Source organism: Pleomorphomonas sp. PLEO (genome assembly GCF_041320595.1).
In the GTDB taxonomy this organism is placed as follows: Bacteria; Pseudomonadota; Alphaproteobacteria; order Rhizobiales; family Pleomorphomonadaceae; genus Pleomorphomonas.
In genome coordinates, this window is record NZ_CP166625.1 from 679860 (window position 1) to 692211 (window position 12352).

8 protein-coding genes are annotated in these 12352 nt (G+C 60.8%); 5 read left to right on the forward strand and 3 right to left on the reverse strand.

Translation table 11 applies throughout. The features are described from left to right. Positions 1-52: 52 nt before the first annotated feature. Positions 53-1060 (reverse strand): NAD-dependent epimerase, encoded by a 1008-nt coding sequence (locus AB6N07_RS02960; RefSeq protein WP_370676330.1) that lies wholly within the window; start codon positions 1058-1060, stop codon positions 53-55. Further along, the gene (locus AB6N07_RS02965; RefSeq protein ID WP_370676331.1) at positions 1060-2400 is read right to left on the reverse strand and encodes a UDP-glucose/GDP-mannose dehydrogenase family protein; all 1341 of its coding nucleotides are present in this window, start codon (positions 2398-2400) and stop codon (positions 1060-1062) included. Before AB6N07_RS02965 ends, AB6N07_RS02960 begins: the two co-directional genes overlap by 1 nt. Before the next feature lie 200 nt (positions 2401-2600). Between AB6N07_RS02965 and AB6N07_RS02970 the strand changes: the two genes are divergently transcribed. The 5 genes from AB6N07_RS02970 (at position 2601) to AB6N07_RS02990 (ending at position 10809) form a co-directional block, all read left to right on the forward strand. Beyond that, positions 2601-3209, forward strand: coding sequence for a TetR/AcrR family transcriptional regulator (locus tag AB6N07_RS02970; RefSeq protein WP_370676332.1), 609 nt, complete (start codon positions 2601-2603; stop codon positions 3207-3209). 300 nt (positions 3210-3509) lie between these two features. After that, positions 3510-4997 carry an efflux transporter outer membrane subunit gene (locus AB6N07_RS02975; RefSeq protein ID WP_370676333.1) on the forward strand — a complete coding sequence of 496 codons (1488 nt, stop codon included), beginning with the start codon at positions 3510-3512 and terminating at the stop codon, positions 4995-4997. Further along, positions 4994-6271, forward strand: coding sequence for an efflux RND transporter periplasmic adaptor subunit (locus AB6N07_RS02980; RefSeq protein WP_370676334.1), 1278 nt, complete (start codon positions 4994-4996; stop codon positions 6269-6271). The genes AB6N07_RS02975 and AB6N07_RS02980 overlap by 4 nt, the downstream gene beginning before the upstream one ends. A gap of 128 nt (positions 6272-6399) precedes the next feature. Continuing rightward, the gene (locus AB6N07_RS02985; protein WP_370676335.1) at positions 6400-9534 is read left to right on the forward strand and encodes an efflux RND transporter permease subunit; all 3135 of its coding nucleotides are present in this window, start codon (positions 6400-6402) and stop codon (positions 9532-9534) included. A 243-nt stretch (positions 9535-9777) separates the two neighbouring features. Continuing rightward, a complete protein-coding gene (locus AB6N07_RS02990) occupies positions 9778-10809 on the forward strand; it encodes an aldo/keto reductase (protein WP_370676336.1) in 1032 nt (343 codons plus the stop codon). Positions 10810-10857: 48 nt separating this feature from the next. Here AB6N07_RS02990 and AB6N07_RS02995 read toward each other — a convergent pair whose 3' ends face one another. Next, positions 10858-12204 (reverse strand): O-antigen ligase family protein, encoded by a 1347-nt coding sequence (locus AB6N07_RS02995; RefSeq protein ID WP_370676337.1) that lies wholly within the window; start codon positions 12202-12204, stop codon positions 10858-10860. Between the last annotated feature and the right edge of the window lie 148 nt (positions 12205-12352).

The window sequence follows — 12352 nt, forward strand, 5'->3', positions numbered from 1 at the left end:
TTTTCAAATTGCGGGCAAGCGAGCCTTTTGGGGTCGCTTGCCCGTTTGTCTTTCAGCCCTTCCAGGTCCTGTACCATTCGACGAAGTTCTGGACGCCGTGTGGCACATCGGTGTCCGGCACGTAGCCGGTGAGCGCCTTGAGAAGATCGGGTGCGGCGTAGGTCTGCGGCACGTCGCCTTTCTGCATGGGCAAGAGGTTGCGGGCGGCGGGCTTGCCGAGCGCCTGTTCGATGGCTGTGATGAAGTCCAAGAGGCCGACCGGCTGGCCACCGCCGATGTTGACGATGCGGAACGGTGCCTGTTTCGACAGTGTGTCGATCACGCCCTCGGCGGTGACGCGGTTGTCTTCGCTCGGGGCGACGGGCACCAACCGGACGATCGCCTCCACCAAGTCTTCGACATAGGTGAAGTCGCGCCGCATGTTGCCTTCGCCGTAGACGTCGATCGCCTCGCCCTTCTCGATGGCGTCGACGAACTTGAACAGCGCCATGTCCGGCCGGCCCCAGGGACCGTAGACGGTGAAGAAGCGGAAAGCGGTGGTCGGGATCTTCCACAGGTGGGCGTAGGAGTGGCCCATCGCCTCCATCGCCTTCTTGGTGGCGGCGTAGAGCGTCAGCGGCTCATCGGTCTTGTCGGCCTCGGCGAACGGCACCTTGTCATTGGCACCATAGACCGACGACGTCGAGGCGAGCATCAGGTGCTTCACTTCGCACGCCTTGGCCAGCTCCAGCACGTTCCAACTGCCGACGAGGTTGGCGTCGACATAGGCGCGTGGGTTCTCGAGGCTGTAGCGAACGCCGGCCTGGGCGGCGAGGTGGACGATCACCTCGGGCTCGGCCAGCTCAGCCGCCTGCTTGAGCGCTTCAGCGTCTTCCAGTTGACCGATCACCGCCCGAAAGCCGTTCGACCGTTCGAGGAGGGCGTGCCGCGCCTCCTTGAGCCGGACGTCATAATAGGGCGTCATGCCGTCGAAGCCGACCACGAAGTGGCCGGCGTCGAGAAGACGCCGGGCGAGATGGAAGCCGATGAAGCCGGCGGTGCCGGTGATCAGGAAGCGCATCACTCGGCCGCCTGGGCTACGGAACCGGCGATCGGTGAGCCGCGCCCGACGCTGGTATAGCTGAAGCCGTGCTTCTCGATCTCTTCAGGACGATAGATGTTCCTGAGGTCAACCAGCACCGGCGCCTTCATCACGGCCTTGAGGCGGGGGAAGTCCAGCGCCCGGAACTCGTTCCACTCGGTGACGATGCAGACCGCGTCGGCATCCTTGGCCGCCTCATAGGCGCTGCCGACATAGGCGATGTTGTCGATCAGCTTCTTGGCGTTGTCCATGCCCTCGGGATCGAAGCCGCGCACCGTGGCGCCGGCGTCCTGCAGCGCTTGGATGATGGAGATCGCCGGACTGTCGCGCATGTCGTCGGTCATCGGCTTGAAGGTGAGGCCGAGCACGGCCACCGTCTTGCCACGGGCGTCGCCGCCCACCGCCTGAATGACTTTCCTCGCCATCGCCCGCTTGCGGATGTCGTTGACGGCGACGGTGGTCTCGATCAGGCGCACGGGGCTGTCATAGTCTTGAGCGGTCTTGACCAGCGCCAGCGTATCCTTGGGGAAGCAGGAGCCACCGTAGCCAGGGCCGGCATGCAGGAACTTCGCCCCGATGCGGCCGTCGAGGCCGATGCCGCGCGCCACCTGCTGCACGTCAGCGCCCACCTTCTCGCAGAGATCGGCGATCTCGTTGATGAAGGTGATCTTCATGGCCAGGAAGGCGTTACCGGCATACTTGATCAGCTCGGAGGTGCGGCGCTTGGTGAACAGCAGCGGCGCCTGGTTGAGATAGAGCGGCCGGTAGACCTCGGTCATCACCTCGCGGGCCCGTTCGTCCTCATAGCCGATGACGATGCGGTCGGGCCGCTTGAAGTCATCGATCGCCGCGCCTTCGCGCAGGAACTCGGGATTGGAGACGACGGCGACGTCGGCGGCCGGGTTGGTCTCGCGGATGATGCGCTCGACCTCGTCACCGGTGCCGACCGGCACCGTCGACTTGGTGACCACCACGGTGAAGCCCTTCACCGCCGCGGCGATCTCGCGGGCAGCGGCATAGACGTAGGACAGATCGGCGTGGCCATCGCCGCGCCGCGACGGCGTGCCGACGGCGATGAACACCACGTCGGCCTCGGCCACCGGACCGGCGAGGTCGGTCGTGAAGGTGATACGGCCCGCCTTAACGTTGGCGGCTACCAGCGCCTCGAGACCGGGCTCATAGATGGGGATCTCACCGCGCTCCAGCGCCTCGATCTTCTCCACCGCCTTGTCCATGCACACAACGTCATGGCCGAAATCGGCAAAGCATGTCCCCGAAACAAGACCAACGTAGCCAGATCCTATCATCACGATCTTCATGGCAAGCTCCCCTCAATCGGCGTTGCTGAAGCCTTTAGCTCGGTTTTGACGCTGGCTCAAATTCCAATCCAGCAAGGGGCTTGAGATTTGCCGGCGGATTTCGTCGCCAGCGGCGTCACGGACACGCCCATCCGGCGGAAAAGCTGACTCCAGCTAAACGCCAATGGCTGAGGTGAACGGTTCGCGGTAGAAAACCGGTCATGGCAAGAAGATCCTGGCACAAGAGCGCCGATACGCGCGCGGAAATTATCGATGAGGCGGAGCTGCAGCTGCAGGCATTGGGCTATGCGAATATGACCATCGGGTCGATTGCTAAAGCACTCGGTATGTCGCCTGCCAATATCTTCAAGAATTTTGGCAATAAGGCCGGCCTGATCGATGCTGTGGCGTTACGTTGGGTGATGGAGATCGACGCGGCTATCGAAACGACAGCGGACATCCCTTCGGCGTCCCTTCGTTTGCGGGCTATGGCGCATCTTATTCTGGAAATACACCTCGCTCGCGACAAGATGCCGGTGCGCATGGCAATCCTGATTGGTCTCGATTCCACCCCCCCACCGAGCGCTCTTGCTTTCTTCCATCGGCTGCTGCGACGGCTCGAGAAGCTGATCGATGATGGAGTCGCCGATGGGGAATTTGCACCCTGCGACGTTGAAGTTACCGCTGCTGCCGTTTGCGACTGCCTGGTTACCATCCTTGATCCAGCTGCCGTGTTTCGCGGCCTCAGTCTGTTCACAGTGGAGGAGATGACAAAGAAGTGTGATCACCTCGTCGATTTCGTGATCCGGGGCCTCAGCCTGCGCGCTTGAAAAGTGATCATTTGCAAAATATGGTACTTTTTTGTCGGTTTCCTCGAATCGGCACACAAGTTTGGGCCGTTTGTTTGTTCACTTTGTCGCCCGGCTCTCGTTCGCAGATTGACTTTGAGATAGGCCAAACGTCTTCTTTGACTTTGCGTACGATCAAGAATTTTGGTTGCCAGCTTCAATGGGGTGGCCTTTTCGACACGATGAGCCGGGTAGCCGGTCATGTGGTCGTCTTTTGATTGTGCTTTGACCGTACAGGGGAGTATCCCGTCGGGTGTTTGGTTCTTTGGGGTGGGGGCATTTATGACGCCGGCTCGGCTTGTTTCTCTTCTCCTGTCGGTGACGATGCTCGCCGGTTGCGCGGTCGGTCCGGACTTTGAAAAGCCAGCTCTGGATCCTGGAGCGGGCTATCTCGGCTCCGGTGATGCTACCGCCGGTCGGGCGACAGGCACGAACATCGCGTATGGCGCCGATGTTCCGGCTCGTTGGTGGGAGCTGTTCCGCAACAAGGATCTCGACGCGCTGATGAAGCAGGCGATCGAGAAAAATCCGGATCTCGATGCAGCACGGGCGACATTGAAGCAGGCCAACGAGACGGCTCTTGCGACGGGTGGCAGCCTTTTTCCGAGCCTGTCGCTCTCGAGCAGTGCGACGCGCGCCGATTCGACCGGCAGCACCAACGTCGGCCTTTACACGCTCTATAGCGTTACGCCGTCGCTATCCTATCCGCTTGATATTTTCGGCGGTACTCGCAGGTCCGTGGAGGCCTCAAAGGCCTCGGCCGAGGCACAGGCTTTCACGGCGGAGGCAACCTATCTGACAGTTACCTCCAGTCTGGCCCAGGCCGTCATTCAGGAAGCGTCCTATCGCGAACAGATTGCCGCCTCGCAGGAGGTGATTGCCTCTTATCAGGAGTTGCTTGGCGTTCTCAACAACCAGGTCAGCGTTGGTACGGCGGCACGCGCCAACGTTCTGCAGCAGCAGGCGGCGCTCGCCCAGGCGCAGGCGTCTCTGCCGGCATTGCAAAAAGCTTTGTCGCAGCAACAGAACACTATTGCCGCGCTGGTTGGCGATTTTCCAAATCAATACGCTTCCCGTAAATTCCGCATTTCCGGCCTCGTTTTGCCGCATGCACTCCCCCTCAGCGTCCCGTCGGCGCTCGTCGAACAGCGTCCCGACATCCGCTCGGCGGAAGCGCAGCTTCATCGAGCCTCGGCGGAGATCGGTGTCGCAATCTCCGATATGCTGCCGCAGGTGACCCTCTCTGCCTCTCTGCCGACATCGGCGGCCGATCTTGGCGATTTGTTCGCTTCCAGTGCCACCGGGTGGAGCATCGCCGCCGGTCTTACCCAACCGATCTTTAAGGGTGGTGCGCTGCTCCATAGCAAGCGCGCTGCCGACGCGGCCTATGAGGCGTCGTTAGCCAACTATCGTTCAACCGTCCTCGCCGCCTTTAAGGATGTCGCCAACGCGTTGCGTGCGCTGCAGCACGACCGTCAGGCGCTTGCCGGGTATCTTGCTGCGGAAAAGGCAGCGAAGGAAAGCCTCGATCTGTCCCAAACACTGTTCAAGGCAGGTACGGTTTCTTATACCGACGTGCTAACGGCACAATCCACCTACCAGTCAGCAAGGCTCTCCCGCGCTTCCGCCGAAGCTTCGCGTTATCTGGACGCGGTGGCGCTGTTCCAAGCTCTCGGTGGTGGCTGGTGGAACCGGCCGGATAACCTAGCCGCTCTTGCCAATACCGATCCCCAAAAAACCATGCCGTCCGTATCCGGAGAGAAGAAGTGACGAATCTCAAGAAGCTGGCTGGCGGCGCATTGTTGCTCGCCGTTGCGTTGCCGCTGGTCTCCGGCTGTGAACAGGTGGGTGCGGTGTTGCACAAGGCCGGCGACATGCTGGGTGCCAAGAGTGGCGGGGCGCCGGCTGGCGCGCCCGGCGGTGGGGCGCCCGGCGGCATGCAGATGCCGGCGCCGGAAGTCGGCTTTATCGTCGTTCATCCCGCTTCGGCCCCGATCGTTGAGGAAGTCGCGGGACGCACGGCGGCTTCGGCAGTGGCCGAGATTCGGCCGCAGGTCGGCGGCATCATCGAAAAGCGAGTGTTCGAGGAAGGTTCGCGGGTCAATGCCGGCGACGTCCTTTATCGGATCGATGCTCGGTCCTATCAGGCGACGCTCGACGCAACCAAAGCCGATCTCGAGCGGGCTGAGGCGAGCGTACCGAGTGCGCAGGCGAAGTTCGATCGCTACCAAGAGCTCGCCAACGTCAATGGTGTTTCCAAGCAGGACATCGATGAGGCACGCTCGGCACTCCTGCAGGCCAAGGCTGCTGTCGCTTCCGCGGCCTCATCCGTCCGCACGGCGGAAATCAACCTTGGCTACACTGAGGTGAAGGCGCCGATTTCTGGTTTGATCGGTCGTTCCTCGGTGACCGAGGGCGCGCTGGTCACGGCAGGGCAGGCAACGGCTCTCGCCACCATTCGTCAGATCGACCCGATTTATGTCGACCTCAGCGCGTCGAGCACCAGCATGAATCGCATGCGACAGGCGATCGAGGGCGACGGTGTCAGCGCGGGCAAGGAAGGTCCGAAAGTAACTATCAAGCTCGACGACAACTCGACCTACGAGGAAGTCGGCCGCATCATCTCGACCGAAGCCAATGTCGACGAAACCACCGACACAGTTACCCTTCGGTCAAGCTTCGCCAATCCGAAGCTTCGTCTTTTACCCGGCATGTATATGCGTGCCGCCGTTGAGATTGGCACCGAGGAGAATATTTTCCTGCTGCCGCAGCGTGCTGTGAGCCGTAGCGTGACCGGCCAAGCGACGGCCTATTTTCTCACACCCGATAACAAGGTTGAGGCGCGTATGCTGGCCGCTGATCGCGCCCACGGCTTCAGCTGGGTGGTCGAAAAGGGCGTGTCCGACGGCGATCGGCTGATCATCGAGGGTGTGCAGAAGATCCGCCCTGGCATGGAAGTGAAGTCTGCCGAGGTGGAGCTTGGCGCCGACGGTCTCGTCAAGCAGCAGGCAGCTCCCGCTGCCGCGCCGGCTAAGGCGCCCTGAACCAATCAACAGGCCGGCCGGCGGCTCACGCCGCCTTCGGCCCGACCGCGTGGCGCACATCGGTGCGCTGACCGATTTTCGCTTCCGGATTCGCCCCAACCGGCGGACCGACCTCGTCGAGGCAAGGCATGGCTCAATTTTTCATCAATCGTCCCGTTTTCGCTTGGGTGATCGCGATCACCATTATGCTGGCGGGACTTCTTGCCATCTCGACACTATCGATCTCGCAATACCCCGAGATCGCGCCGCCCACCGTGCGCATCTCAGCTACCTATCCCGGGGCCAGTGCCGAAACCGTCGAAAATGCCGTGACCAAGGTCATTGAGCAGAACATGAACGGGCTCGACAATCTCGACTACATGGAGTCGTCGTCGACCTCCGATGGTTCGTCGTCGATCACACTGACCTTCTCCAACAAGGGCAACGGCGACATCGCTCAGATGCAGGCGCAGAACAAACTGCAACTCATCGAATCAACTTTGCCCCAAGCGGTGATCGATCAAGGCATCACTGTTAGCAAGTCGACGAACTCTTTCCTCATGGCAGTGGCACTGGTGTCGAGCGATGGGACGCTCAACGGCACGGATCTCGCCGATATCGTTTCGACACGTCTCAAAGACCAACTGCTCCGCGTCCAAGGCGTCGGCAACCTGCAACTGTTCGGTTCGAGCTATGCTATGCGCATTTGGCTCGATCCGGATCAACTCAACAAGTTCACGCTCACTCCCAGTGACGTGGCAAATGCGGTTAAGGCGCAGAACGCGCAGGTTTCTGCCGGCCAGATCGGTGGACGGCCGGCGGTCGAGGGTGTGCAGCTCAACGCGACCATAACCGCCCAGAGCCAGTTGCAGACACCCGAACAATTCCGCAATATTATCCTGAAAACGCAGCGGGACGGTTCGATCGTCCGGCTCGGTGATGTGGCGAGAGTTGAAATCGGCTCCGAAAGCTACTCCACGCAAGCCTATTACAACGGTAAACCGGCCGCGGGTTTTGGCGTCAATCTCTCCTCGGGCGCCAACGCACTTCAAACCGCTCAGAATGTTCGCAACACGCTCGACCGACTGAAGCCGTCGCTGCCGCAAAACGTAGAATATGTATACGCTTACGATACGACGCCCTTCGTAACGCTCTCGATCGAAAAGGTGGTCGAGACGCTGATCGAAGCTGTCGTCCTTGTTTTTCTGGTGATGTATCTGTTCCTTCAGAATTTCAGGGCGACGCTGATCCCGGTTATTGCCGTACCGGTCGTGCTGCTCGGGACCTTCGGCGTTCTCGCGGTGATGGGATATTCCATCAATACACTCACCATGTTTGCTATGGTGCTGGCCATCGGTCTGCTGGTCGATGACGCCATCGTCGTTGTAGAAAACGTCGAACGCATCATGACCGAGGAGAAGCTGCATCCGAAGGCGGCGACCCAGAAGTCGATGCGCGAGATCACCAGCGCGCTGATCGGCATCGCACTGGTTCTGTCGGCGGTGTTTGTACCCATGGCGTTCATGGGCGGTGCCACAGGTATTATCTATCGACAGTTCTCGGTCACGATCGTGTCGGCCATGCTGCTGTCGGTTATCGTGGCCCTCGTCCTGACACCTGCGCTCTGCGCGACTATGTTGAAGCCGAGTCATGGCGGGCATCGGGGCTTCTTTGGCTGGTTCAATCGCCGCTTCGACGATTCCTCGTCGGTTTTTCAGCGGACGGTGCGCGGCATTATCGGTCGTCCCGTGCGCATGTTGGTGGTGTTCCTGGCGCTGGTTGGCGGCGCTGTTTTCATGTTCGACAAGCTGCCGAGCTCGTTCATCCCGACTGAGGACCAAGGCGTGTTGCTCGCCATGATCCAGCTGCCCTCTGGGGCGACGACGGAACGCACCAAGCAGGTGGTCGACGAGTATGCCGACTATTTTCTGAAGAATGAGACGGAGGCGGTGGAGAGCGTCATGGCGGTGACCGGCTTCTCTTTTGCCGGTTCCGGCCAGAATGCTGGTTTTGCCTTTGTGCGCCTTAAGGATTTCAAGGGGCGAACCGACCCAAGGCTATCGGCGCAGGCCGTCGTTGGCCGTGCGATGATGGCGACCTCGAAGATCAAGGATGCCATGATCTTCACGCTGTTGCCGCCGGCTATTCCCGGCATGGGCATCACCGGCGGATTCGACATGTATCTGCAGGACACCGCCGGTAATGGTCGCGCCGCTCTGGAAGCGGCCCGTGATCAGGTCCTGATGCAGGCGAACCAGAATCCCCTGCTGATGGCGGTGCGCGAAAACGCTCAGCCCAATCAGATGCAACTGCACGTCAACATCAATCAGGAGAAGGCGACGGCTCTCGGGATCGAATTGGCCGACATCAACTCGATCATAACAACTGCCTGGGCCGGCTCCTACGTCAACGACTTCATCGATCGCGGTGAGATCAAGCCCGTCTACCTGCAATCTGATGCGCCGTTCCGTATGACGCCCGACGACTTCAATCGTTGGTATGCCCGCAACGGATCGGGCGAGATGGTGCCGTTTTCTTCCTTCGTGGAGACCAATTGGTCTTTCGGCCCGCCCAAACTGTCGCGCTTCAATGGCGTGTCGGCAATCAATATCCAGGGCAACGCAGGTTTCGGTGCGTCGTCCGGCCAAGCGATGAACGAAATGGAGGCCTTGGCCTCTAAACAGAGCGGTGGATATACCACAGGCTGGATTGGTCTTTCTTATCAGGAGAGGCTGTCTGGCGCGCAGGCCAACATGCTGTATGCGGTGGCTTTCCTGGTGGTGTTCCTGTGCCTTGCCGCCCTTTACGAGAGCTGGACCATCCCGTTCGCGGTTATGCTGTCGGTGCCGATCTCGGTGCTCGGTACGCTGCTCGCCGCCAAGCTGTTTGGGCAATCCAACGACGTCTATCTCAAGGTCGGCCTGCTCACGACCATTGGTCTCGCCGCCAAGAATGCGATCCTGATCGTCGAGTTCGCTCGCGACCTGCAGCGGCAAGGCGAGGGGTTGATCGAAGCAGCGTTGCACGCCGCTCGCATTCGTCTCCGCCCGATCATCATGACGTCTCTCGCTTTCATTCTCGGCGTCACTCCGCTTGCCATAGCGACGGGTGCCGGCTCGGCGGCGCAGAACGCCATTGGTATCGGCGTGATGGGCGGCATGATCGCTTCCACCACCGTTGGCCTGTTCTTCGTGCCGCTCCTGTTCTACGTCGTCATGCGGGCGAGCGAGCGGCTCGGTTGGAGCAGCCGGCCGCCGGAAGACGAAGCCGCGGCCGAGATCTGAGACAGACCAAGACGAACGAGAAGCCCCGGTTTTCCGGGGCTTTTCCATATGAGGGGCACGGAAGGACTCCCAGCCTTGGGGCGCCCAAAAGCGCTCTTTTTCAGAGGGTCCGATCAGATCGATGCACATCAGCGAGAAGGACATGCTCCGGCCACGCGAATTTGTGTGATAAATAGCGGTGGCCGGATCGCTTTCCCATGAAAGCCCAGCCGTCCGGCTAGCCAAACAAGGCGGAGGAACCCCATGCAATATCGCAAGCTCGGACCGAGCGGCACCATCGTCTCGGTCCATTGCCTCGGCACCATGACTTTCGGCGCGGAGTCCGATGAAGCAACGTCGTTTCGTCTGCTGGATGTTTTTTTCGCCGCGGGCGGCAATTTCGTCGATACAGCCGATGTCTACTCGGCTGGGGCGTCGGAGGAGATCGTTGGCCGCTGGCTTAAGGCGAGGCCGACCGAGGCGAGACAGGCGGTCGTCGCCACCAAGGGACGATTCCCGATGGGATCTGGGCCAAATGATCTTGGTCTTTCTCGCCGCCATCTCGGCGACGCTCTCGACGCCTCGCTACGGCGGCTCGGTGTTGAACGCGTCGATCTTTACCAGATGCACGCCTGGGACGCCCTGACGCCGATCGAAGAGACGCTGCGCTTTCTGGACGACGCGGTCAGTGCCGGTAAGATCGCCTATTACGGGTTTTCGAATTACGTCGGCTGGCATATTGCGAAGGCTTCGGAGATTGCCAAGGCGAGGAATTACAGTCGGCCAGTGACATTGCAGCCGCAGTATAGCCTGTTGGTGCGCGATATTGAGCTGGAGATCGTCGACGCTTGTCTCGATGCAGGAATGGGACTGTTGCCATGGTCGCCGCTCGGTGGCGGCTGGCTTTCAGGCAAGTACAAGCGCGATGAGCTGCCGGCGGGCACCACGCGGCTCGGCGAAAACCCCAATCGCGGCATGGAAGCCTATGGTCCTCGCAACGCCGAGGCACGCACATGGGCAATCATCGAGGCTGTCGAGGAGATAGCCAAAACGCGCGGTGTAACGATGGCACAGGTGGCTCTCGCCTGGTTGGCCGCCCGGCCAGCCGTTACCTCGGTTATCCTCGGTGCCCGCACCCCGGGGCAACTTGCCGACAACCTTGGTGCCGCGGATTTCAGGCTCGCTGACGACGAAATGGACCGACTTTCGGCCGTTAGTTCGCCGATGCCGCCTGATTATCCCTATGGCGTACAGGGAATCGCTCAACGCCATCGCAAGCTTGCTGGCGGCCGATAGGACTAGAAAAGATGGCCGGACGTCGAGCCCGGCCAATCTTTCAAGCGATCACTCTCCCGAAAGCTGGATCGGTCGGCTCTGGGCGAAGCCGAGGGCAAGGATCAGCAGCATCATCAGCACGATGGCTGGAATTTGCAGGCTGAAGTCGACCAGCGAATGGACGCCTCCGGCAAGCACGGCAGCAGCCGAAGCGGCTGGAATCATCCAGTTTTCGCGGCGTATGGCGGCAACGGCCGTGGTTCCAGCCAATAGCAACACCGACAGCACGACGGCGATTGCTGCGGGGATGCCGAGTTCGGTGGCAAGCTCCAGATAGAGATCATGGGCGGCGTCGAAGGTCACATCGGGGCTGATGGGATCGGCCTTGACCGCTCGGAAGGCATCTTCATAGGTGCCACCGCCATAACCGATCAATGGTCGGGACGCGATGAGGTCAAGGGTCTGTTCGTAGACGGCGAGCCGGATATCGGCATCGCGGTCGACCGTCGCCATGCGCTCGAACAGGACGCCACCGGTGTTGGCGAGTACAGCACCCGCGACAAGGCCAACGACAATGAGCACGCCGGCAAGGATACGGCGCGCGCCGGTGGATCGGAATACGGCAATCAGTGCCACAACGCCGGTGCCCAGCGCGGCCACGAACATGCCCATGCGCGAGTGCGAAAAGGCGAGCGCGAGGCCAATCAGAGCGAGCGGCGCCACATTGAAGCCTAGCCGGACCAGCAGGCGGCTCAGTCGCGAGCGGGCGACGTCGTCTTCGTCATCTCCGAAGACAAGAGCTACACCCATGATGGCGCCGAAAGCGGCAAAGGTAGCGAAGCTGTTGCGGTTGACGAACACGCCGGTGGCGTCGCCGAAATAGGCGTCCTTAGGCAGGAACAGCAGGACGTCACCGAAATAAGTCAACGAGGCGAGAGCAAGCAGCGCGTGAGCCGCGATACCCCAGTAAATCAGACGAAACAGTGTCTTCGCCCGCTGTTTCTCGACGGACACCTGCACTGCCAGCACGAAGAACAATGCGTAGGTCAGGTAACGCACCAGCATGTCGAAGGTCGCGCCCGGACCTATGGAAACTCGTCCCGTGACATCCGCCAACGGCGACAGCGCCGCCCACTCGGGTGCTGCGCCGATGCCGATTGGCAGAAGCGTTATAAGCAACCAGACGATCACAAGACCGAACAGGACGACCGGTATGGCGAACGCAGACAACGGCAGGCGTGGTCGGACATGGCCGCGATAGAGGCCGACTGCGTAAAACACGCCCATCACGGCGACGACGACCGCATAGAGCATGAAAAAGAAGGCCCGAATGCCGCCCAGGGGCAGCGGCGCCAGAACCGCGGTTGCTACCAATGCCCATCCGAGATAGTCGTGGCCCTTCGACCGGCGGGACATGCTGCTCCGGTGCGCCCTATGCTGACGATTGGCCACGCTTGGCGTTCCTCCTCAATGACGGCTGCACTTTAGCGATTTCGTTGGCGGCGAGCTAGTGGATGTATCTCGAAAGTTGCTGGCTTTTCGACGGGAAGCATTTCCGCCAAAA

What these genes read in the sequence shown, in the direction of transcription:
- AB6N07_RS02960 (WP_370676330.1), bottom strand. Translation starts at nt 1,060, where the DNA reads ATGCGCTTCCTGATCACCGGCACCGCCGGCTTCATCGGCTTCCATCTC.
- AB6N07_RS02965 (WP_370676331.1), bottom strand. Translation starts at nt 2,400, where the DNA reads ATGAAGATCGTGATGATAGGATCTGGCTACGTTGGTCTTGTTTCGGGG.
- AB6N07_RS02970 (WP_370676332.1), top strand. Translation starts at nt 2,601, where the DNA reads ATGGCAAGAAGATCCTGGCACAAGAGCGCCGATACGCGCGCGGAAATT.
- AB6N07_RS02975 (WP_370676333.1), top strand. Translation starts at nt 3,510, where the DNA reads ATGACGCCGGCTCGGCTTGTTTCTCTTCTCCTGTCGGTGACGATGCTC.
- AB6N07_RS02985 (WP_370676335.1), top strand. Translation starts at nt 6,400, where the DNA reads ATGGCTCAATTTTTCATCAATCGTCCCGTTTTCGCTTGGGTGATCGCG.
- AB6N07_RS02990 (WP_370676336.1), top strand. Translation starts at nt 9,778, where the DNA reads ATGCAATATCGCAAGCTCGGACCGAGCGGCACCATCGTCTCGGTCCAT.
- AB6N07_RS02995 (WP_370676337.1), bottom strand. Translation starts at nt 12,204, where the DNA reads ATGTCCCGCCGGTCGAAGGGCCACGACTATCTCGGATGGGCATTGGTA.